Annotated in this window: 23 protein-coding genes; 12 read left to right on the top strand and 11 right to left on the bottom strand. The window is 62.1% G+C overall.

Annotated elements, in window-relative coordinates:
- Positions 1-2: 2 nt before the first annotated feature.
- Both ACTAQJ_RS17995 and ACTAQJ_RS18000 read right to left on the bottom strand, forming a co-directional pair.
- Positions 3-563, bottom strand: a complete 561-nt coding sequence (locus ACTAQJ_RS17995; RefSeq protein WP_498698155.1) for a hypothetical protein — start codon at positions 561-563, stop codon at positions 3-5.
- Positions 564-688: 125 nt separating this feature from the next.
- The gene (locus ACTAQJ_RS18000; protein WP_498698157.1) at positions 689-1153 is read right to left on the bottom strand and encodes a DUF8821 family protein; all 465 of its coding nucleotides are present in this window, start codon (positions 1151-1153) and stop codon (positions 689-691) included.
- Positions 1154-1332: 179 nt separating this feature from the next.
- On the opposite strand from ACTAQJ_RS18000, the gene ACTAQJ_RS18005 reads away from it, so the two are divergent.
- On the top strand, positions 1333-2229 hold the full coding sequence (locus ACTAQJ_RS18005) for a helix-turn-helix transcriptional regulator (protein WP_498698160.1): 897 nt from the start codon (positions 1333-1335) through the stop codon (positions 2227-2229).
- On the opposite strand, the gene ACTAQJ_RS18010 is transcribed toward ACTAQJ_RS18005, so the two are convergent.
- Positions 2193-3413, bottom strand: coding sequence for an MFS transporter (locus ACTAQJ_RS18010; RefSeq protein WP_498698161.1), 1221 nt, complete (start codon positions 3411-3413; stop codon positions 2193-2195). The genes ACTAQJ_RS18005 and ACTAQJ_RS18010 overlap by 37 nt on opposite strands.
- A gap of 262 nt (positions 3414-3675) precedes the next feature.
- On the opposite strand from ACTAQJ_RS18010, the gene ACTAQJ_RS18015 reads away from it, so the two are divergent.
- Positions 3676-4449: a DUF2382 domain-containing protein gene (locus tag ACTAQJ_RS18015; RefSeq protein WP_498698163.1), complete on the top strand. Its 774-nt coding sequence runs from the start codon at positions 3676-3678 to the stop codon at positions 4447-4449.
- 122 nt (positions 4450-4571) lie between these two features.
- Positions 4572-4793 (top strand): hypothetical protein, encoded by a 222-nt coding sequence (locus ACTAQJ_RS18020; protein ID WP_498698165.1) that lies wholly within the window; start codon positions 4572-4574, stop codon positions 4791-4793.
- 13 nt (positions 4794-4806) lie between these two features.
- Here the strand turns inward: ACTAQJ_RS18020 and ACTAQJ_RS18025 are convergent, their stop codons facing one another.
- Together ACTAQJ_RS18025 and ACTAQJ_RS18030 are read right to left on the bottom strand one after the other, a co-directional pair.
- The gene (locus ACTAQJ_RS18025; RefSeq protein WP_498698168.1) at positions 4807-6723 is read right to left on the bottom strand and encodes a glycoside hydrolase family 15 protein; all 1917 of its coding nucleotides are present in this window, start codon (positions 6721-6723) and stop codon (positions 4807-4809) included.
- A gap of 82 nt (positions 6724-6805) precedes the next feature.
- Positions 6806-7483, bottom strand: a complete 678-nt coding sequence (locus tag ACTAQJ_RS18030) for a TetR/AcrR family transcriptional regulator C-terminal domain-containing protein (protein WP_498698172.1) — start codon at positions 7481-7483, stop codon at positions 6806-6808.
- A gap of 94 nt (positions 7484-7577) precedes the next feature.
- Between ACTAQJ_RS18030 and ACTAQJ_RS18035 the strand changes: the two genes are divergently transcribed.
- The 3 genes from ACTAQJ_RS18035 (at position 7578) to ACTAQJ_RS18045 (ending at position 10089) form a co-directional block, all read left to right on the top strand.
- Positions 7578-8636: an NAD(P)-dependent alcohol dehydrogenase gene (locus ACTAQJ_RS18035; protein WP_498698175.1), complete on the top strand. Its 1059-nt coding sequence runs from the start codon at positions 7578-7580 to the stop codon at positions 8634-8636.
- Positions 8637-8857: 221 nt separating this feature from the next.
- Positions 8858-9700 carry an SDR family oxidoreductase gene (locus ACTAQJ_RS18040; protein WP_498698179.1) on the top strand — a complete coding sequence of 281 codons (843 nt, stop codon included), beginning with the start codon at positions 8858-8860 and terminating at the stop codon, positions 9698-9700.
- Between the two features lie 146 nt (positions 9701-9846).
- Positions 9847-10089, top strand: a complete 243-nt coding sequence (locus ACTAQJ_RS18045) for a DUF6458 family protein (protein ID WP_431117140.1) — start codon at positions 9847-9849, stop codon at positions 10087-10089.
- Positions 10090-10199: 110 nt separating this feature from the next.
- On the opposite strand, the gene ACTAQJ_RS18050 is transcribed toward ACTAQJ_RS18045, so the two are convergent.
- Positions 10200-10811 (bottom strand): VOC family protein, encoded by a 612-nt coding sequence (locus tag ACTAQJ_RS18050; RefSeq protein WP_498698181.1) that lies wholly within the window; start codon positions 10809-10811, stop codon positions 10200-10202.
- Positions 10812-10869: 58 nt separating this feature from the next.
- On the opposite strand from ACTAQJ_RS18050, the gene ACTAQJ_RS18055 reads away from it, so the two are divergent.
- Entirely contained in the window at positions 10870-11154 is a 285-nt protein-coding gene (locus tag ACTAQJ_RS18055; RefSeq protein ID WP_431117138.1) for a hypothetical protein, read from the top strand.
- Between the two features lie 14 nt (positions 11155-11168).
- On the opposite strand, the gene ACTAQJ_RS18060 is transcribed toward ACTAQJ_RS18055, so the two are convergent.
- The 4 genes from ACTAQJ_RS18060 to ACTAQJ_RS18075 form a co-directional block, all read right to left on the bottom strand.
- Entirely contained in the window at positions 11169-11717 is a 549-nt protein-coding gene (locus ACTAQJ_RS18060; protein ID WP_498698184.1) for a DUF488 domain-containing protein, read from the bottom strand.
- 8 nt (positions 11718-11725) lie between these two features.
- The gene (locus tag ACTAQJ_RS18065; protein ID WP_498698186.1) at positions 11726-12016 is read right to left on the bottom strand and encodes a hypothetical protein; all 291 of its coding nucleotides are present in this window, start codon (positions 12014-12016) and stop codon (positions 11726-11728) included.
- 62 nt (positions 12017-12078) lie between these two features.
- Positions 12079-12672 (bottom strand): histidine phosphatase family protein, encoded by a 594-nt coding sequence (locus ACTAQJ_RS18070; RefSeq protein WP_498698189.1) that lies wholly within the window; start codon positions 12670-12672, stop codon positions 12079-12081.
- A gap of 96 nt (positions 12673-12768) precedes the next feature.
- Entirely contained in the window at positions 12769-13137 is a 369-nt protein-coding gene (locus tag ACTAQJ_RS18075; RefSeq protein ID WP_498698191.1) for a VOC family protein, read from the bottom strand.
- A 59-nt stretch (positions 13138-13196) separates the two neighbouring features.
- On the opposite strand from ACTAQJ_RS18075, the gene ACTAQJ_RS18080 reads away from it, so the two are divergent.
- The 4 genes from ACTAQJ_RS18080 to ACTAQJ_RS18095 all read left to right on the top strand — a co-directional run bounded on the left by ACTAQJ_RS18080 (position 13197) and on the right by ACTAQJ_RS18095 (position 17248).
- Complete coding sequence (locus ACTAQJ_RS18080) at positions 13197-13643, top strand: MarR family winged helix-turn-helix transcriptional regulator (protein ID WP_498698192.1); 447 nt, start codon at positions 13197-13199, stop codon at positions 13641-13643.
- Between the two features lie 235 nt (positions 13644-13878).
- Positions 13879-15282, top strand: coding sequence for a serine/threonine-protein kinase (locus tag ACTAQJ_RS18085; protein WP_498698193.1), 1404 nt, complete (start codon positions 13879-13881; stop codon positions 15280-15282).
- A 182-nt stretch (positions 15283-15464) separates the two neighbouring features.
- Positions 15465-15971: a TetR/AcrR family transcriptional regulator gene (locus tag ACTAQJ_RS18090; protein WP_498698195.1), complete on the top strand. Its 507-nt coding sequence runs from the start codon at positions 15465-15467 to the stop codon at positions 15969-15971.
- On the top strand, positions 15971-17248 hold the full coding sequence (locus tag ACTAQJ_RS18095; protein WP_498698197.1) for a glycosyltransferase: 1278 nt from the start codon (positions 15971-15973) through the stop codon (positions 17246-17248). Before ACTAQJ_RS18090 ends, ACTAQJ_RS18095 begins: the two co-directional genes overlap by 1 nt.
- A 30-nt stretch (positions 17249-17278) precedes the next feature.
- Here the strand turns inward: ACTAQJ_RS18095 and ACTAQJ_RS18100 are convergent, their stop codons facing one another.
- On the bottom strand, positions 17279-18508 hold the full coding sequence (locus tag ACTAQJ_RS18100) for a GAF domain-containing sensor histidine kinase (protein WP_431117130.1): 1230 nt from the start codon (positions 18506-18508) through the stop codon (positions 17279-17281).
- 132 nt (positions 18509-18640) lie between these two features.
- Between ACTAQJ_RS18100 and ACTAQJ_RS18105 the strand changes: the two genes are divergently transcribed.
- The gene (locus ACTAQJ_RS18105; protein WP_498698203.1) at positions 18641-20119 is read left to right on the top strand and encodes an MFS transporter; all 1479 of its coding nucleotides are present in this window, start codon (positions 18641-18643) and stop codon (positions 20117-20119) included.
- Positions 20120-20121 lie beyond the last annotated feature (2 nt).

Consider the following 20121-nt stretch of genomic DNA (forward strand, 5'->3'; position numbering starts at 1 on the left):
GGTCAGGATCCCTTCACTTCGAGGAGTGCTTCGGCCAGGACTACTGCCTCGCGTGCTTCCCTAAGATCGTTCCGCAATCCCAGATCGGGGATCTTCGCGGCGCCACCGCCGGTCCCAGCAAGTTCGTAGAGGGCCCTGCTCAGGTTTTCGCGGTCCTGTGACAACCTCCGGGACGTATCCAGTTTGGCTCTGCTGACTTCAAGCTCCAGGAGCGACCGGCCGATGGCGTCGCGTCGTCCTCGCATGATTGACTGTTTCTCTGTGAGCCGCAGGACCTGTGCGCTGTGCATTGACCCCATCTGAACGGCAGTTCGTTGGAGCTCATGGAGGGCCGCCGACGTCTGCGGCTCGCCGGAGTGCCGGGCTAGTTCCTCATTGACGCGGACCAGTCTCCGTTCCCAGCCGCGAAGGGCCCGTTGATACCGTCGCAAGAGCAGCGAGATCGCACTCAGCGCCTTGTCAAGGGCCCTCGCCCGGGTGCTCAGGCCTGTGGTTGCCGTGTCCAACCTTGCGAGGAATGCGGCGTAATTGTCCGAGGAAGGAACCTTGTTGTGGGGATCCATGCGTCACCTGCGCCGGATGCTGTTGCAACCAGGTTTGGTGCGGCACAACGCTCCCCAAACGCCCATGTCAAGAGAATAGAGGGTCCCCGCCAATTGGCATAGGGCCCCGTAAACCTATCCTGCCGTCAGTACTGACCCTTTATCACGAAGTACGATCCCCGGATGACCCCTGCCAGCTTGGACTTCTGACGGGCGAACTTGAAGCGCGATTCCAGTTCTGCTGGAACGTCCATGCCCTCAGCGAGCTTGAAACCGACCGCCCGCTTCCCGCCTTCCTCGATGCTGTACATGACGTTGATGGACAGCCCGGACTCGTGGAACACGTAGTCCATCCGCAAGCCGTCCACTTCGAAGGCCGTCGCCTCCAAGGGGCGGGAATCGATGACGATGTCGCGCTCTTCCTTCAGGATCCGGCTCACCCGATCCACGACTTCCGGCACCTCGCTGGCGGGACTCACGGTGAATTCATGGTCGTATTTGTTCTTGTAATAACGGGCCTCGTTGGCCCGCAACCCTGCAAGCGTCTCGGCAACCGGAGAAGACTCCAGGCCCTCGGTGCAAACGTTCTTGAAGTCAACGATGTACGGCAATTGCTCTCCTCGTCAGATGTCTTGGGACCAACCCTAACGTTCCACACCGACACCGCGGTGTTGAGGCGGGGAATTGGGTGAGGAAAACGCACGACGGCGGGAGGTCGCCGTCGTGCGTTAAGCGAAGCAGGTATCCGGAGGGACTCCCTCCTGACACCTGCTTGGCCTAGCGTGGAGCCATGGATAATCGAGCGGAGGTCCGCGAATTCCTGATCTCACGGCGTGCCCATGTTGCCCCTGAGCAGGTTGGACTGCCCACCGGAACGAACCGGCGTGTAAAGGGTTTGCGGCGTAGTGAAGTTGCCACCCTTGCCGGGTTGAGCGTGGAGTATTACACGCGCCTTGAGCGTGGCGCGATCAGCGGAGCTTCCCCGCAGGTTCTTGAGAGCATCGCAAGGGCGTTGTGCCTGGACGACGCCGAGCGGGCCCACTTATTCGACCTCGCCCACGCGGCCAGTCCGGTGGCCCGGCCGCCAAGGCGGCGCAACTCCAAGTCCTACGTTCCGCATCAGAGCCTGCAATGGGCGCTGGATGCTGTGACCGCCGGTCCGGCGTTCGTTCGTAACGGCCGGATGGATCTGTTGGCGGTCAATCCCTTGGCGCGGGCGTTCTACAAAGATTGCTACGACATGCCGGGTCAACCGCCGAACATCGCGCGATTCACGTTCTTGGATGAACGCGCCCATGATTTCTATCCGGATTGGGATGCGTTCGCCGAGGTGACCGTGTCAATCCTGAGGACTGAAGCCGGTCGCGACCCGCACAACAAGGAACTTCATGACCTCATCGGTGAGCTGGGAACCCGAAGCGATGAATTCCGGAAACGCTGGGGTGCGCACAACGTCCGCCACCATGGGACGGGTTTCAAGACGTTCAATCACCCCGTTGTGGGCGAGCTGACGCTAGCTTATGAAGGGTTGGAAATGGCCGCTGAGCCCGGCTTGACCCTGACGATCTACAGTGCGGAACCGGGGTCGCCTTCGGCGGAGCGCCTGCAGTTGCTCGCTTCGTGGGCTGCCAGCGAGTATGGCACCGCAGCTCAGGCTGAGCCTGAGAGGGCTGCCTCGGACGGCTGAGGTGACCGTTCCTTCCGCAACAGGATGGTGAGCGGGAGAAAATACAGTGCCGCTATGCACGTACCCACCACCACGGGGCCCGTGGCACCGAGCGCGGACTCGAGTGCAAAGCCTGCGATCCACGAGCCCACTGCGGTGCCGAGGTTGAACGAGGATGTGCTGAGCGCCGAGGCGAGCGTGGGCGCGTGGTGGGCATAACCGACTGCTTTGCCTATGAGGATGGGGTTGGTTGCCATGCCGAACAGGCCCAGCAAGAAGATGAGGATCACCGTCAGCACGGCGTTGCCTGAGAGCAGGCAGAGTGCCCCGAGCACTAGAAACGTCATTGCAGCCGAGACGAACAGCGCCGTGAAGGGGCGGTGCGCGCCAACATGGCCACCGACGTTGGAACCGATGAACGCTCCCACTCCATAGACCACGAGAACCAGCGGAACTGCTGCTGCTCCCATGCCCGTGTTCTGTGTCAGGAGCGGAGAGATGAAGCTGTAGGCCGCAAGGGATGATCCACACACGATGGCGCAACCTGCAAGGACAAGCCAGACCCTTGCGTCACGCATGCTCGCGATCTCGGCCCGAACTGAGGGGATGGGGCCAGAGGAAGGCCCGACGCCGACCAAACGGTAAACAACCAACGCCGCCACGAGTGCCAGGACGGTGAGGATCCAGAAAGGGCCTCGCCAACCGATCGACTGGCCGGCAAATGCCCCCAACGGAACACCGATCACGTTGGCGAGCATGCCACCGCCCAGGACCACCCCCAACGCGCGGGAGGCGGAAGCGGCACCAGCCGCCTTCGCACCCACGACTGCGGCGACGGCCCAGAAGGCTCCGGTGGCCAGAGCCGTCAGGAACCGGGCCCCGAGTATCACTGCGAAGTCGGTGGTAAGAGCAACGATGACGTGTCCAACGGCGAAAACCACCAACGCGAGGCTAAGCGTGACGCGTCGCGGCATCTTGAGGGTAAGGATCGACATCGTGGGTGTTCCAATGATCATGCCAACCGCGAAGACGGTAATCATCAACCCGGCATTTCCTACCGTGATACCCAGGTCCTGGGCGATCTCTGGAAGGATCCCGGCCACCACGAATTCTGTGGTGCCCATGAGGAACACGCCCGCGGCAAGCACGTAGGTAACAAGCGGCAGGCGACGGCGTGTTGGTGCACGCCAAGTATCAGTGGTCATGGTTCCAGACCATCACGGGCATTCAGCCTGAGGGAGTCCCGGTTGATGGGGGTTCTCGGAGGGACTCTGTGGTACTCCACGTGGATCAATCCCACGGCAGATTCGATTGGGTCTTGCCAAAGAAATAGTAAGCATGCTTATGTATTGCTGTTCCGCCAAGTCAGCGGGTTGAATCCATTCCCCGTCATGATCCGGAACCCACGCCCGGTGATGCAGGCCGCTGGGCATCAAGTGCAACACATCCAGATTCCAAGGAGACATCATGCTCGCCAGGGAGAACATTGACCGTCTGATGGGCCTCAACGGAAACGTTCGGACCACGGAGGGGGACAAGGTTGGGTCAATCGGCACGTTCTACACCGATGACGACACAGGGGAGCCCACATGGGTGACAGTCAAAACCGGTCTTTTCGGCACTTCTGAATCGTTCATTCCCTTGGAGGGAGCCAGCGTGGAGGGCGACGACGTCGTTGTTCCCTACAGCAAGGATCACATCAAGGACGCTCCCCGCGTGGCCGAAGATGGCCACCTCGACCCGGATGAGGAGGAACGGCTTTACAACCACTACAGCATCCAGGACCGGGACGCCTTCCAGGGTCAGCATGACTACGCGAACCGAAGCGCCGGAGTGGAAACAAGCGCCGGAACGGCACGCGAGGGCGACGATGCCATGACCCGTTCTGAAGAGCGGCTCAACGTCGGGACGGAAAGGACAGCGGCCGGACGGGCGCGTCTTCGCAAGTACATCACCACCGAAAATGTGACTACCACCGTGCCGGTCGAGCGCGAGGAAGTCCGCCTTGAGCGTGAGCCGATCACGGATACCAATAAGGGAGACGCCATGTCCGGCCCTGACCTCACAGAAAGTGAGCATGAGGTCACGCTTCACGAAGAGCGGCCGGTAGTGGATAAGGAAACCGTCCCTGTGGAGCGCGTGCGCTTGGAAAAGGACACCGTCACCGATGATGTCCCCGTCAATGAGGAAGTCCGCAAGGAAAACATTGAAACTGAAGGCACGCGCGATACCCGCCGCTGAAGCCTGCGGCAGCTGCCGCACCACTGAGGGGTGAAAACGCCCGACGGCGGGAGGCCGCCGTCGGGCCTTTATCCAGCCAGCTGGTCCTACCGCAGAAGCCCAGGCGATGGGACGATTTCCTTATGGGCGATGAAGAGAAGAAGAGCTCTGGCGTGCCCTCGGGCGCAGGGTCAGAGGAACGCGATCAGTGGCAGGATACCGACGCTGGATCTCCGACCACACAGCAGATGAGGACTATCGGCCAGCGTCGGCGGGAGGCCGAGCGCAAGCTCGATCAACACCTGGAGGAAGCCAAGCACAAGGCCGAAGCCGCGGATCCGGACGATCAAAAGACGGAATCGTAACTGCTGCCGCTTTTCAGCGGCTGGTTTCGGAGCGCTTTCTGGGCGCCGGATGATCCGTGCCCGGGCCGCTTTCGGAGATGGCCTGTTGTGGGAGCTGGTCAGTACCTTGTTCCGGGTGTTTCGGCCTGCGCAGCGGCGTGTCACTGCCATGGGCTTCGCCGTGATGGAGCTGCAGGGCGCAGTGGATCAGGGGAAAGTGGCTGAACGCTTGCGGAGTGTTGCCGAGTTGTCGCTGGGTTCTGGGATCCCATTCCTCGCTGAGCAGCCCAACATCGTTTCGGAGCGTCAACAGCCGCTCGAACAGTGCGGTTGCCTGGCCGGCGTGGCCAATGCCCAGCAGCGCATCCACCAGCCAGAACGAGCACGCAAGGAAGACTCCCTCATCGCCAGGCAGGCCGTCATGGCCGGACTCGGTTCGATAGCGCAGCACCAGACCATCATCGGTCAGCCCTTCCTGGATGGCTTTCACGGTGCCCGCAACCCGTGGATGACGGTGCCCCAAAAAGCCAACCCGGGGGATGAGGAGCAGGCTGGCGTCCAGTTCCTTACTGCCGTAGGACTGGACAAAGCTGTTGAGCTCTTCATCGAACCCGCGTGTCATGACCTCTGAGTGGATCTGCCTGCGAAGCGCCGCCCAGCGGTCCGCGGGGCCGGGCAATCCCGAAGTTCTCACGGCCTTGACCATGCGATCGGCAGCCACCCATGCCATGACTTTGGAATGCGTGAAGTGCCTGCGGGGCCCGCGCATCTCCCAAAGCCCGTTGTCCGGTTGGTCCCAAGCCCCTTCCAGAAACTCCATCAACGCCACTTGAATGTCCCAGGACGTGTCCACGGTGCCCGGCGGGGAAGCTGCCCTGGTCAGCGAGAGTCCGTCCAGCACCTCGCCCCAAACGTCCAATTGCAGCTGGGGGGCTGCGGCATTCCCGGTGCGGACTGGCTGGGAATTTTCGTAGCCCGATAGCCATGGGATCTCGGCCTCCGGCAATCTTCGGGCACCGTCCAGGCCGTAAACGATCTGCAGCTCGGAAGGATCGCCCGCCACAGCACGGAGCAGCCATTCCCGCCAGGCTGCTGCTTCTTCCGTGTATCCGGCGGCAAGCAACGACTGCAGGGTCAGTGTTGCGTCGCGCAGCCAGCAATAGCGGTAGTCCCAATTTCGGGAGCCGCCTAGTTGCTCGGGAAGGGATGTTGTAGCAGCGGCGACGATGCCGCCCGTGGGGGCATAGGTCAGGGCCTTGAGGGTGATGAGGGATCGCTCCACCGGATCCTTGTACTTGCCCTCCATTTCGCTTTGGTCAATCCACTCGCGCCAGAAGGATTCCGTGGCGTGAAATGCTTTGGCTGCATCGATACGCCGGGGCTCCGGCTCATGGCTTGGTGCCCAGCGAAGCACGAAGGGGATGCGTTCCCCGGCGCGGACGCTGAACTCACTAACCGTGCGCATGTCCTGGCCCTTTAGAGGAGCGGGCGTCGTGAGATAGGCGGAATCGGGCCCCGCCACAGCGCTGATTCCGTGCTTGGTGTGACGCACCCACGGCACCACGCGACCGTAGTCGAAACGGAGAATCAACTCGCAGCGCATGGCCACCTCGCCGGACAGGCCTTCCACGATCCGCACGAGGTCTACAGCGTCGTCGCGGACGGGCATGAAGTCGATGACACGGACCGCGCCGCCCTCCACTTCCCATTCCGTTTCCAGGATCAGGGTGTCCGGACGGTAGCGGCGCCGCGTGCAGTTTCCCCCGTTCCGCGCCCCTGCATCTGCCGGCGCGAGGAGCCATCGGCCAGCTTCAGGGGTATGCAATAAGGCGGCGAAGCAGGCGGGGGAGTCGAAACGGGGCAGGCACATCCAATCGATGGATCCGTCCCGCGCAACCAGGGCGGCCGTATTCAAGTCCCCGATAATTGCATAGTCCTCAATTCTGGCCATGGCATCAGATCCTTAAAACGGACGGCGTCGAGTATGCCCTGACCGTACCCTTTTGCCCCACGCACCTCAACGGATGCGGCGGTTATTCGGCTGCTGCGCCGGCTTCGCCCATCAATCGGCTGAGGCCGTCAAGAATCAGGTTCAGTCCAAAGTCGAATTCGTCGCCGAAGTCGTAGCCGGGTTTGAGGACATGCTCGACGGCGATCTCCACCATGCGCGGGTACTCCCCTGTTGAGAATCGCTCCATGATGGGGGTGGTGATTTCGGCTGCGGTATCCCGGCCTTCAAACGGCAGGGCTGCCTCCTGGAGCGCGAAACCGTAGATGTAGCTGTCCAGTGCTGCGTACGCGTGGGCGGTCAGTTGGACCGAAAATCCTGCTGCCCGCAACGTGGCCAGCGTCGCCTCATGGTGTCGGAGTGTTGCGGGGCCAGGGGAGGAGCGGCTTTCCAGCAACCCCACCGCCCACGGATGCCGGGTGAGGGCAGCCCGCATCGCGTGTGCCCGATCGTGCATTTCCGCCCGCCAGTTCCCGGAGGGCGAGGGCAACTGAACTTCGCTGAACACCATGTCCACGATGCCGTCCAGGATCTCGTCCTTGTTAGCCACGTAGTAGTACAGGGACATCGGCTTGGTGCCCATGCTTTGCGCGAGGGAGCGGATGGTCAACGCCGATATCCCTGACTCGTCTGCGAGTTCCACAGCGCATGTGAGAACTCTTTCGCGGCTCAGAGGAAGGCGCTCCGGGCTTAGGGCGGACACTGGATCTCCTTTGGGTGTTCCGTTTTGGTACATTGTACGGTAGCGTCATTAGTACAGCGTACGAAAAGTAGCTGAACTCCTGAAAGGAACGGCCATGACCACTGGTCAGCAAGCCAAGGAAACGTCTGCATCCAAGGTGGCGCCCACTTCGGAAGTCACCATGCGGGCGGTCGTCCAGGATGCCTACGGCTCCGCAGATGTCCTTCGTCTGGCGCGCATCCCCAGGCCCGAGGTGGCGGGCAATGAAGTGCTGGTCCGCGTCCACGCTGCAGGGCTGGACCGTGGGACCTGGCACATCATGACCGGGAAGCCTTACGCCTTGCGTCTGGCCTTTGGGTTTCGGGGTCCCAAGAATCCTGTACCCGGGCTCGACCTCGCCGGGACCGTCGAAGCGGTTGGACCGGAAGTAACCCGCTTCGCGGTTGGTGACCACGTTTTCGGCGTGGGAAAGGGTTCCTTCGCCGAGTATGCAGTAGCCGGGGAAGACCACCTCGCCCTCAAACCTGCAAGTATCAGCTTCGAGCAAGCCGCAGTGGTTCCCGTTTCCGCCTGCACCGCCCTTCAGGCGCTACGCGCAGGTGGGATAGGAGTCGGGGCGCAAGCTGATGAAACCGGGAAGAGCCCGAAGGTGCTGATCACTGGCGCCTCCGGCGGGGTTGGCGGCTACGCAGTGCAGTTCGCCAAAGCAGCAGGAGCTGACGTCACCGGGGTCTGCAGTGGCGGCAAGGTGGACCATGTGAAGTCCCTCGGCGCCGACCACGTGATCGATTACGCCAAGCAAGACTTCGCCGACGGGTCTGAGCGTTATGACGTGATCATCGATCTCGCGGGAAACCCCAGCCTGAAGCGTCTTCGCCGCGCGCTCGCCCACAGCGGCACGGCAGTCCTGACCGGTGGCGAGGAAGGTGGGCCGCTAACTGGTGGCATGGACAGGCAGTTCCGGGCACTGGCCCTGTCCCCCTTCATTAGCCAAAAACTGACCATGATAGTTGGCACGGAGCGTTCGGAGGACCTTGAGTACCTCGCCGGGCTCCTCCAAGCCGGAACCATCGTCCCGGCCATCGACCGAAGCTATCCCCTTCATCAGGTTCCGGAAGCCATGCGCTACTTCGACGCCGGCAAAACACGCGGGAAGATCGCCATCACCCTCTGACTTTTCGGTCAGCAACGAAACGGCGTACTTCAGGCGGGCACAACCCACGACGGCGGCAGGTCGCCGTCGTGCGTTTGCGTGAAGTCTGGAATCAACGCAGGGAGGCATGCTACGACTGTTCCTGGGAGCGAACCCGGCGAAGTCCAAGGAGCAAATCATGGCTGAAGAAAAGCCTGTCCTCGTGGTCGGTGCCACCGGCTACCTTGGCAGTCAAGTGGTTGATGCACTTTCTCAAGCGCGGCAAGAGCGTCCGTGCGCTGGTCCGGGCAAAATCCAACGCGGGCAAGCTCGAAGCCAAAGGTGTGGAGATCGTCCGGGGCGACATGCTTGATGTGGCGTCCCTGATCCACGCGATGACGGGTGTAGCCGGGGTGATTTCGACTGCCGCCGGATACACGCGGAACGACAAGAACGCCAACGCGATAGACACCTTTGGCTACAGCAACCTGGCCGTCGCCGCCAAACAAACGGGCGTTCCCAGGTTTGTTCTCATCAGCATCCTCACCTGTGATCTGACACCCCAGGTTCCGCACTTTTGGCACAAGAAACAGGCCGAGGATACGTTCGAGCAGCTGGGCGTCCCTTTCGTGGCGCTTCGTCCGGGCGCGTTCCTTGACCAGACCGCTGGGATGGGTGGTGATCCCCTGGCGAAGGGCCGCGTCATGTGGATCGGTTCCAAGGACACCCCGCTGACCTTCGTCCTCACCAGCGACCTCGCGGGTTACCTTGCTGATGCGGTGGATGCGGAGATAGTTGATGGCGAACGCATCGACATCGGCTGGACCCGACCCGTCAGCATGTCGGAAGCAGCGGGCCTCCTGTCCAAACACGGCGAGGCGGACGGCAAGGACATCAAGATCATGGCCGTTCCCACGCCGGTGCTCAAAGGGTTGGGCAAAGTCACCTCGCGCTTTGCCCCGCTGGTAAGCGACATGGCCAGCATGTCGGCTTGGTTTGAGACCGGCCGATACGTCGCCAACACGAGCCGACAAGCCGAAGTTTTTGGTCCGCCGCCCACTCCCGAGGACGCCATCGCGCGGTTTGCGGCAGGTTTCGGGCACTGATCGGCGGCCCGGTTCGACGCGGCTCGTAAGCAAACAATGACGGGCACAATCTTTCGCGCGTCGCAAATTGGGAAGTATGCTTACGATATCGACGCAGTTCCGTGATCACCCGTTCGCGGGCCGGTCGGAAGTGAGAGGAGCACGACATGAGAATAGGTTCTTCCATAGCACTGATCGCCATTGGAGCGATTCTGGCCTTTGCGCTTGCCCCCGGACTCATCCCCTTCGTGGACCAGGTCCTGATCGGTTACATCCTGATGGCTGTAGGCGTATTGGGCCTGATCATTTCCATCATCATGGCAGGCCGCACCCGGCGTACGGACCATGTCGTGGAGCGGCGTGATGCCCCAGAGACCATCATCGACCGGCGCCCGCGTCCCGAGGTTTAGCTCTCTCTAAAGCAAGGAAAAACGCACGACGGCGGAAGGTCGCCGTCGTGCGTTTTCTTGCGTGCGGTTCGGGCGCAAAAAGCTCTGACGGAAGACTGTCGCCGTTCCCCTCAGCCCAGTGGTGCTTCCCAAGCGAATCCGTCAGGGTCGGTGAAGGTGCCTGCATCGCCGCTGATGAGGAGCCGGTGCGACCCGGTTCCCTCGGGTGATACGCCGGCGGTCTTGGCCAGCGAGCCACGTTTGTTGAGCGTCAGCTTGATGGGGCCGGTATCAAACTCGACGTACCGGCTTCCGAAACTCTTGGCCAAGGTGAGGCCTCGGTCCAGATAGAACTGCTTGCTTGCAGCGACATCCGCGACTCCCAGTTGGAGCACCATCGCATCAATCTGCAGATCGGCCGGACCGGTGTCCTTCTTGGACGAGGAGGCGACTGTCCAGATGGTGCCGTCTGGAGCTTGAACTACTCCGCCGTACCCCCACAGCGATTTAGCGGCCGGCTTGATGACCGTCGCGCCGGCGTCGCGGGCGTTGTCCATAAGACTGTTTACGGTGGCTGGCTGGGCGACGACCAGCGACATCGTAAATCCGCGAAAGCCGGTGGCCGGCGCCTCGGATGAACGTACCTGAACCCTGCCGCCCATGCTGAAAACGTCAGTGTAGAAGGCCTCCGCCACCTGAGTAGTGGGAGCGACCTCGAGAATTACAGATTCGATGGCTGCCATGTCAATCATCCTAGTGAAGAACCAGTGGTCACGGCTGAACACCACGTAGGCTGCTGGCATGGAGAAGTCATTCGATGTAGAACTCGTTAACCAGGATGAGTACTTGGTCCGCTGGGCATCCGAAGGGCAGACCGGGGAATCCGTCTTTCGGATCACTCCGGAATTCCTGACTGATGCCAGGCTGGACGGCCAGGATGGGCAGCTTATTACTGAAGAAACGGCCAACTTCCTTGCCGAGCACCAACCCGTGATCGACTTCCCCCAGACGGTTGATCTGGAAGAGATTGCGGCAGCTTACCCCGACTTCGCACAGCAACTGCGGAGCCGGCTTGAGGCCCGCTGACCTAACCCACTGACCTAGCCAACCGACTCGTCCACGGGGAGGTCGTACTGCAGATGCCCCCGGTGCACCCTCACTCCGGCCGTGGGAACGTGGGGGACCAGCTTGGCTCCCGGCATGAGATGGCTGACGGGCCGTAAGTCCAGCAGGACGCAATGATCTGCCATGAGGCGGCGATGGCAACGCCACCAGAGCGTTTCGCTGCACATGATCGCGGTCTTTTGGGCAGCCGCGTCCGCCAAAAGCTGGCTCAGGGCCGCGGTGAACTCAGCTGTGCGCATGTACGCCGCGTATGCCCTGAAGGAATCGTTCCGTAGGGATGTGTCGGGGGAGTCCGGCGGAAGCTTCCGGAACCCACCCAGTCGCTGTTCCCAGCGATAAGCGATTCCGGCAGTGGGCAGCCATTCCTCCATGTGGTTTCTTCCGAAGTGAGGGTATTTCCGGCTTCCCGGGCCAATCCGAACGTCCACTAACGACTCCACGCCGGCGGCACGCAAAAGGTCCTCAAAGTCGGACTGGGGTGTGGCGCCATGCCCAACTGTCAGCAGTTTCTGCTCGTTCGGCATCGGCTTACTCAGCACTGGAACTGGACGTCAAACTCTTCCGGCTTCCGTCCGCTCAAGGCAGTCGCGGCGTCGAGCACGGCCTGTGCCGCCTCTTCCAGCCGGGAAACGTGGAGCACCAGCCCCGGTATTTGAATGACGCGAAGTTCAAACCAGCCGTCGGTGGCCAGCGTTACTCTCGCAGTCAGTGTAATTGCGTTGACCCGGCAGGCTTCGGCGGTCACGAGTCTGGAGCCAACAAGTGTGAGAGCCAAGCTGACCTCCAGGGCAGCGGAGCGAAACGCGCCTACTGCTTGACTCACTTGAGCATACAGAAACTTGCATGCGCGATGTCAATAAGATTCGCTGAGGTTTCGCGGTTATGTCAGCTGTCCACGTTGGCTGTCAGAAGCTCACCGTTGAAGTACTCCAGCTTCCAGCCATCCGAGACGTGGTGATGGGCGAGGTTCAGCACGGCATTGTGGACGCTGTCCAGCGTGCGTCCGATCGCGCGGCTCAGTGACAGTCGGATCAACGTACCGTGGGTTACCACCAGGACGCGCTGTCCCGAAAATTCCTGTGCCAACTGTTCCAGGGCATCCATACCGCGGCTGGCTGCGTCATCATCGCTCTCGCCGCCGCGGAAACCGCCTGGAATGCGAAGTGCTTCGAGTTCCGGGCCGGCTTGCAGGCCTTCCGCCGGTCCGAAGCTTCGCTCGATAAGCTCGGGAACCCGCCGGGCGACCGTGAGGCCCAGGCCTTCTGCGATCAAGTCCGCGGTTTCTGCCGCACGGCTCAACGGCGAGGAAACAATGGCGTCCCACTGGTAATTGGTCAGTGTGGCAACGGCTTCACGCGCCTGTTCGCGGCCGACGTCGTTCAGTGGAATGTCGGTGGCCCCCTGCAACCGGCGCTCCGCGTTCCAGTCGGTCTGGCCATGGCGGACGAGGGCGAAGGTAGTAAGGGTCATACCTTCCATTGTGCCTTCCGGCCGTCCGGGCCGCAGTTCCGTGCGTCACGTAAGGAAAACGTCCGACGGCGGGAGGTCGCCGTCGGACGCTTGGTGCGGTTGGCGTCAGGCTGCGTCGTGGATGGTGATCCTGTAACCGTCCGGATCTGCGAAGGTGAACGTGCGCCCGAAGGGCCCGTCGATGGGTGCTGCCGTGATCTGCGTGCCGTGGGTGGAGAGCGTGTCGTGGAGTTCCTGTGCGTCGGTGGCCCGCAGCCACAAGGCAATTCCTTCGCCGGGTTGCGGGAGCGAATCCAGCTCGGTTTCCGGCAGTGGCTCCCGTACCGCAAAGGCGACCGGCTTGGTATCGAAAACGACCGCATGTGGCGGCCCCGCCACCGAGCGCGTCAGCCCGAGTTGCTGCTCGTAGAACAGTGCCGAACGTTCAAGATCGCGGACCTGCAGGGAAATGAAATCTGGACCGATTGTAGCCATGCTTGCTCTCCTCGTTATGTCAGTATGTTGACATCGATAAGGTATGTCAGAATGTTGACATGAGTCAAGACGGCAGTGGCGTGGATCTGGACACCTCCCTGGGCTATCTACTGAAGCGAGTGCACAGTGCTTTGCGGAGCGCAATGGACGCCGCCCTCCGACCCCTCGGAATGACAGTGCCGCAGTACGCATGCCTTGAGCTCCTGGCGCAACGTCCCGGCCTTTCCAATTCCGAGCTTGCCCGTGGAACCTTCGTGTCCCGGCAGTCAATGAACGTGCTTTTGCAGGCCCTGGAGCGGGACGGGCTGGTTTCAAGGCCGGAGCAGCCTGTCAGCGGGCGGGCACTCCCCGTGAAGCTAACTCCACTGGGTAGTAAGCGATTGAAGGCGGCGAGTGAGGCTGCCAACGAGGTGGAAGATCAGTTGCGACAGGGGTTGACTGCCAGCGAGCGGCAGCATTTGCAGGCCCTGCTCGTGTCGCGACTTACGGCGCTCGCGGAGGACTAATCGGCCTCCTCATTGATGACGCGTTTCCCTTCCGGGCCAATACTAAGTATCCTGATGACTTATCTGGTGAATCCGGATGATGCTGTTTGACGCAGGACTGCTCAAGCCGTAGCGGTTTCGCCGAACAGGGCGGCTGCGCGGCTCTCGTGAAAGTTTGATCGGCGGCGTTGCCTGGTAGCAGCGGACCCTGTTGGGGTCCGAGGCACGCAGGTGGGCCTGAAGGGCGTGACAATTCGTGGGCAACAATGACGAGGCCGTGGAGTTCCACGTGACCGATGCCAGTGTGGCTGCCACCATCGCTGGCCGCTATCAGCTGGGACCGGTTTTGGGCCGAGGAGCTATGTCCACGGTGTACCGGGCCACGGACTTGCTCCTTGGCCGGGACGTAGCAATCAAGATCTTTCTGCCTGGCTCTGGCGACGACTCGTTCAGGGCCCGCCAGGAAACCGAGATGAGGTTGCTCGCCGCCTTTGACCATCCAGGCCTGGTGGCGGCCTTCGATGCGGGCGTGGATACCCGCAATGGCGAAGAACGCGCCTACCTCGTCATGGAACTCGCAGAGGGTCGTGACCTGAAGGCCGTACTATCCGACGGGCCCCTGACGCATCCCGAAACCACCCGCATCGGCGTGCGACTCGCTGGCGCCCTTGCCCAGGTGCATGCCCAGGGCGTCATTCACCGCGACATCAAGCCGGCGAATATCCTGGTTTCCGAGGGGGCAGATGGCACCGAATCTGTGAAACTGGCGGACTTCGGCGTCGCCCTGGTCATGGACGATAGCCGCCTCACCGCAACGGGCTTCACCGTCGGCACAGCCCAGTACCTCAGCCCGGAGCAGGCACAAGGGCTGCACCTGACGCCTGCCAGCGACATCTACTCTTTGGGTTTGGTGCTCCTGGAGTGCCTCACCGGCAAGCCCGAATACCCAGGAACCCCGGTGGAGACGGCCTCGGCACGACTTCATCGGGCACCCGAGATCCCGGAAGAACTTCCCAACGGGCTGCGCGGACTCCTCCAAGCAATGACGGACATGGATCCGGACCGACGTCCGACGGCGGGCGACGTTGAAGAAGTCCTGGCGGGCCGACGTCGGAAGCTGCCGCCTATGGCAACGGAAATCCTGCCGGTAGTTTCAGCGGCGCCTGCAGTCCCATCGAAGCCGGCTTTGCCGTCGCGGCCGCCGCATGTGGTGCCTTCCCGTCCGAACGTGGCTGCTTCGGCCCCGGGAAGGCGCGCTTCCGCTACGGGTCCAAGGGCTTTTGGGAAGAAGCCCAAGGTGCTCGCCGGGCTGGTTGCGGCTGCCCTCGCTGTTCCGGTCGCGTTGGCCTTGCTCACCAATGGCGTCTTTTCGTCGGAACCTTCAGCCGAACCGACGCGGAAGGTCGATCCCGGTGTCTCCGTAATTGAGTCCCAACCGGGCGGGCCGACGACTCCGGTGGAAACGGCTCCGCCGGCGGTGGCGCCTGCAGTCGAAGTTGTGGATGTGCAAGATCAGCAGCCCGTTCCGGCGCCAGCCGTTCAAGCCACCTTGCCTGCCCAAGATGGTGCAGGCACTGATCCCCAAGATCTCGCGGACGCCAAGAGCGGTGGAAAGAGCGAAACCAAGCCTGAAAAAGGTAAGGGGAACGGTCACGGGTAACGCCTGAGGCGGCCAACGCACGACGGCGGAGGTCGCAGTCTGGACCTGCCGTCCATATTGGAGTTAGTCTGGTTAACATGAATGTGGGCGGGAGTACAACCCGACGCTATGACAACCGGAAACGGGCATCCACGGCCGCTGATACGGGGCGCCGGATCCTTGAGGTGACACGAGACCTCTTCATGGAAAGACCGCTCTCCGATATCACCCTGATCGCGGTGGCTGAACGTGCCGGAGTTACGGTGCAGACCGTCATCCGTCGCTTCGGCGACCGCAGCGGGCTTATCGATGCGACCGTCGAACACACCGCTGCGCAGGTGATGGCCCATCGCGATGCCGCGCCTGCAGGCAACGTCCCCGCCGCCATCGACAACCTGCTGGAACACTATGAGACCACCGGTGCTCTTGCCTTGAAGATGCTGGCCGAGGAGGAAACCTCCCCGGCCGTAGCGGAAATGGCTGAAGCGGGCAGACGCCTGCACCGCCGGTGGTGCGAGCGGGTTTTCGCCCCGTTCCTTGAGTGTGAATTCTTGCCGGACGGGGCGGACCGGGGCCGCCGTCTTGCCCAGTTCGTCGCTCTTTGTGACGTCTACACCTGGAAACTGCTCCGCCTGGACGCGGGCCTTAACCGTGACCAGGTGGCACTTTCCTTAACCGAAATGCTTGAGCCCTTCACCCGGAGGCCGTAATGTCCACCGTTCTCGCCTATACCTCGCCCGCCATCGGCCATCTCTTTCCCATGGTCCCCCTGTTACTCGAACTGAAGGCCCGCGGACATGACGTCCACGTGTGGACAATTCCCCAACAGCTCCCGGCCCTGCGCAGCGCGGGCCTTCATGCCGAATCCGTCGATCCGCGGCTCCTGGAGATCCGGCACCGGGACTATCTGGCGAAATCGATCAAGGATGGGCTGGCCGCGAGCACTGAGACTTTCACCGCGCGTGCCCGTTTCGATGCCCCTGACCTTCGCCGGGCCATCGGTGAGGTCAGCCCGGACCTCCTGCTCGTGGACATTAATGCGTGGGGCGCCCGTATCGTTGCTGAGGATATCGGAATGCCGTGGGCCAGCTTCTGCCCCTATACCCCGCCTCTCACGTCCAGGGGAACCCCGCCGTTCGGACCGGGGCTGGATCCGATGCCAGGTCCCCTGGGGAGGCTCCGGGACGCGCTCATCGGCCCCCTGGTGACTGGCGCCGTCGAGAAGCTGATGATGCCCGGGATCAACAGGGCCCGGGCCGAAATCTCCGACGGTAAACTTCCGCCGTCCCGGAACGTGGATGACTTCTTCCGCACCGCGCCGCTCCTCCTCGTCAGCAGCGCCGAGCCGTTTGAATACCCGCACCCGGACTGGGGACCAGACGTCCGGATGATCGGGGCGCTGTCATGGGACCCGCCGTTCCCGCCGCCGGCTTGGCTTGAGAGCGTCCAGGATCCGGTCATACTTGTGACCACGTCTTCTGAATACCAGGCTGACGAGGACTTGGTACGCGCAGCGCTCCAAGGCCTGGCCAACGAACCCTTCACTGTCGTCGCCACGCTGCCAGCAGTGGTGACCGGTTCGGAACAAGACCGGCGACCCGCCGGACAGGTGGATTTTGGGCCCCTTCCCGCCAATGCCCGGCTGGAACGCTTCGTGCCCCACGGAGACGTGCTGGGCCGCGCCGCGGTTGCCATCACCCATGGCGGTATGGGAGCCACCCAAAAGGCACTGTCCAACGGTGTGCCGGTGGTGGTGGTTCCCTTCGGCCGGGACCAGCATGAGGTTGCGGCGCGGGTGGTGGCCGCAGACGCGGGTGTGCGGCTCAGCCGGAAAAAGCTCACCCCGGAGAAGCTTCGCGTCGCAGTTCGCGACGCCCTCACAAAGAAGGAAGGAGCCCGGCGGGTCGCTGCTGGTTACGCAGCCTCCGGCGGTGCGGCGGCGGGCGCTGATGCCCTCGAAGAGCTGCTCCGGATTGCCCACGCCTAAGACCAGCGGCTGTGGTGAACGTCTGAACCGCTAGGGCTCGGACGGGAAGCTCACGGCCACCGTGGTTCCGCCGCCGGCTGTCTCGGAGAGGGTGAGTTCGCCGCCGTGGGCCTTGGCGATGCTGCTGCAGGTGGCCAGTCCGAGGCCGGAGCCGGGTCCGTCGCCTTGGCGGCGCAGGCGCACCAACGGTTCCAGCACCTTGGCGCGGTCCTCCGGGTTGATGCCTTTGCCGTTATCAGCCACGACGATGGTGGCGCCATGGTAATTGGAGACGCCGCTGATCCGGACATGCAGATCCCTTTCGGGGCTGCGGTAGTTCATGGCGTTGGACAGCAGGTTCTGTAGCAAAGTGCGGAGCTGGCCCTTGTCTGCCTGGAGGTTCAGGTCCTGCACTTCAAGGATGTCGTCGTCCTCGATGCCGAGGTCCCGGGCCACCTCGCCCGCTGCCTCTTTGAGCGAGACCTGTTGTGGCTGGATGCCGCCGCCCACCCTCGAGTAACTCAGGACGTCTTCCAGCATCCCCAGCATTCGGCGGCCACTCGCCCCGATGCGGCTCAGGTATTTCGCTGCCGCGCTGTCTGTCTGGACATCTGGATCGTCCTCCACCAACTCCACGTAACCCAGGATGGTGGTGAGCGGAATCCGGAGATCGTGGCTGACGCGGCCCGCGAAACCAGCCAGCTTGGCGTTGCTCTCCCGCAGCTCGGCATAGGTGCGGTCAAGCTGGATGGTGCGGTGCTGCAGCTCCAACAGCTCCACCACCTGCTTGGCCAGGACTTCCAGCATGCTGACTTGCTCGGGCCGTATCTCTTTGGGTTTGTCAGAGAAAACGCACAAAGTGCCGGGAACGAATCCTGATTCTGTTTGCAGCGGAACCGAAGCGTAGAACCGAACCCGGCCCAATTCACCGGTGACGAATGGGTTGTCGGCCGACCGTGGGTCCAGAGAAGCGTCGGGGATAACGGTGATCTCGCGGGAGAGGAACACCTTGGCGCACATGGAATCTTCGCGCGAGCACATGCCCGGTTCCACACCCCAGGCGCCAATTTGGTACTGGTATTCGGCGCTGATGATGTTGACTACCCCGAAAGGGGCGCCGCAAAGCTCAGTGGCAAGGCGAACGAGGTTCTGCAGCGCGCTCATTACGGCGGCGTTGGGAAGCAGCGTGGAATCCTCTCCGGGGTCCAGGCCGTACTCCCGCAACTCCAGATCCCGGCTAAGGTCGCCGGTGAAGGCCAGTTGGCCCTTTGCACCTTTCATCAAGAATTTCCCCCAGGCTTCTTTAGGATTCCTTGCCGATCCTACCGGGAGGTTGGTGCGGTTGGATTGTCACACGGTTTGGGTTGGCGCTGGCCCTTATCTGAGGCAATCGGCGTCAGTACACTGGAACGCATGACCGAGCAGGAACCGGCTGGGGTTACTGAAGTTATCGACCTCTCCCTGCGCACTCCGGCACAGCGATCCCGTACCTTCATGGGGATCCTGGTGAACACCGCCCTGGCAAATATCACCACAAGCTTTCTCTGGTTCGCCCTGACGTTCTGGGTTTATCTGGAAACCCGCAACGTTATTGCCACGGGGGTGGTGGGGGGTGCCTACATGCTACTGATTGCGCTCTCCAGCATCAGCTTTGGCACGTTCGTGGACAGGTATCGCAAGCTTGCCATTATGCGCTTCGCCGCGGGGTTTACCTTGGTGATGTTCGTGCTGTCAGGAGTGTTGTTTCTCCTCACCCCCACGAGTCTTCTGCTGGACCTGACACAGCCGTGGTTCTGGGTTTTCACTCTGATCACCCTCGTAGGTGCGGTCGTGGAAAACCTGCGCAACATTGCCCTCTCCACCACCGTCACCATCCTTATCGAACCTGATCGCCGGGCCAATGCCAATGGAATGGTGGGGATGGTGCAGGGGCTCATGTTCATTGTTACTTCGGTGCTGTCCGGATTGTCAGTTGGCCTGCTGGGCATGGGCTGGACCATTGTGGCTTCACTGGTTTTCACCGCGCTGGCATTCGTGCACCTACTCACCTTGCGAATGCCCGAAGAGGTGCAAGCGGCAGCCACTGACGCAAAGGGCGGTTTCGACTTCCGTGGTTCCCTTGCCGCTGTGCTGGCCATCTCCGGGCTGTTTGCATTGATCATATTTTCCACGTTCAACAACTTCGTGGGCGGTGTGTACATGGCTTTGATGGATCCCTACGGATTGGAAATGTTCTCCGTTGAGATGTGGGGAATGGTCTTCGCCGTGGGCTCTACCGGATTCCTGGTGGGCGGTGCGGTGGTAGGAAAGTTTGGGCTCGGCTCCAATCCGTTGCGGACCATGCTGATCGTTGTCGCCGTCATGGGCTTCCTTGGTGCAGTGTTTACCCTGCGTGAATGGGCATGGCTGTACGTAGCGGGCATCTGGCTGTATCTGACCTTGGTTCCCATTGTGGAAGCCGCCGAGCAGACGGTCATCCAACAGGTGGTTCCCCTGAACCGGCAGGGCAGGGTATTCGGATTCGCCATGGCCTTCGAGTCCGCCGCAGCGCCCATCACAGCATTCCTCATTGCCCCGATCGCCCAGTTCTGGATCATCCCGTATGCCCGCTCCACCGAGGGCGCCGCCCAACTCGAACCACTATTGGGTCACGGCACGTCCCGGGGGATCGCCCTCGTGTTCCTTATTGCCGGATTCATTCTCATTGCCGCGGCACTGATCGCCTTCCTGACGCCCGTTTACCGGAGGGTCTCGGCGTCGTACATGGAGAAGGCTGACGTCGGAAGCACTGGAGGCGCAGGAGCCGGTGGCGGGAGTACCGGCGGTGACGGGACTGCGGGCGCTGACGGGAGCGTTGCCACCGGGGGTGCTGACGCAGCGTCTTCCGGGTGAGT

The organism is Arthrobacter sp. alpha11c (assembly GCF_054149985.1).

Bases quoted from the DNA above. Each gene is read 5' to 3' on its own strand.
- ACTAQJ_RS17995 (WP_498698155.1), bottom strand. From the start codon at position 563: ATGGATCCCCACAACAAGGTTCCTTCCTCGGACAATTACGCCGCATTC.
- ACTAQJ_RS18005 (WP_498698160.1), top strand. From the start codon at position 1,333: ATGGATAATCGAGCGGAGGTCCGCGAATTCCTGATCTCACGGCGTGCC.
- ACTAQJ_RS18010 (WP_498698161.1), bottom strand. From the start codon at position 3,413: ATGACCACTGATACTTGGCGTGCACCAACACGCCGTCGCCTGCCGCTT.
- ACTAQJ_RS18015 (WP_498698163.1), top strand. From the start codon at position 3,676: ATGCTCGCCAGGGAGAACATTGACCGTCTGATGGGCCTCAACGGAAAC.
- ACTAQJ_RS18020 (WP_498698165.1), top strand. From the start codon at position 4,572: ATGGGCGATGAAGAGAAGAAGAGCTCTGGCGTGCCCTCGGGCGCAGGG.
- ACTAQJ_RS18025 (WP_498698168.1), bottom strand. From the start codon at position 6,723: ATGGCCAGAATTGAGGACTATGCAATTATCGGGGACTTGAATACGGCC.
- ACTAQJ_RS18035 (WP_498698175.1), top strand. From the start codon at position 7,578: ATGACCACTGGTCAGCAAGCCAAGGAAACGTCTGCATCCAAGGTGGCG.
- ACTAQJ_RS18040 (WP_498698179.1), top strand. From the start codon at position 8,858: ATGCACTTTCTCAAGCGCGGCAAGAGCGTCCGTGCGCTGGTCCGGGCA.
- ACTAQJ_RS18045 (WP_431117140.1), top strand. From the start codon at position 9,847: ATGAGAATAGGTTCTTCCATAGCACTGATCGCCATTGGAGCGATTCTG.
- ACTAQJ_RS18050 (WP_498698181.1), bottom strand. From the start codon at position 10,811: ATGGCAGCCATCGAATCTGTAATTCTCGAGGTCGCTCCCACTACTCAG.
- ACTAQJ_RS18055 (WP_431117138.1), top strand. From the start codon at position 10,870: ATGGAGAAGTCATTCGATGTAGAACTCGTTAACCAGGATGAGTACTTG.
- ACTAQJ_RS18060 (WP_498698184.1), bottom strand. From the start codon at position 11,717: ATGCCGAACGAGCAGAAACTGCTGACAGTTGGGCATGGCGCCACACCC.
- ACTAQJ_RS18070 (WP_498698189.1), bottom strand. From the start codon at position 12,672: ATGGAAGGTATGACCCTTACTACCTTCGCCCTCGTCCGCCATGGCCAG.
- ACTAQJ_RS18075 (WP_498698191.1), bottom strand. From the start codon at position 13,137: ATGGCTACAATCGGTCCAGATTTCATTTCCCTGCAGGTCCGCGATCTT.
- ACTAQJ_RS18080 (WP_498698192.1), top strand. From the start codon at position 13,197: ATGAGTCAAGACGGCAGTGGCGTGGATCTGGACACCTCCCTGGGCTAT.
- ACTAQJ_RS18090 (WP_498698195.1), top strand. From the start codon at position 15,465: ATGGAAAGACCGCTCTCCGATATCACCCTGATCGCGGTGGCTGAACGT.
- ACTAQJ_RS18095 (WP_498698197.1), top strand. From the start codon at position 15,971: ATGTCCACCGTTCTCGCCTATACCTCGCCCGCCATCGGCCATCTCTTT.
- ACTAQJ_RS18100 (WP_431117130.1), bottom strand. From the start codon at position 18,508: ATGAAAGGTGCAAAGGGCCAACTGGCCTTCACCGGCGACCTTAGCCGG.
- ACTAQJ_RS18105 (WP_498698203.1), top strand. From the start codon at position 18,641: ATGACCGAGCAGGAACCGGCTGGGGTTACTGAAGTTATCGACCTCTCC.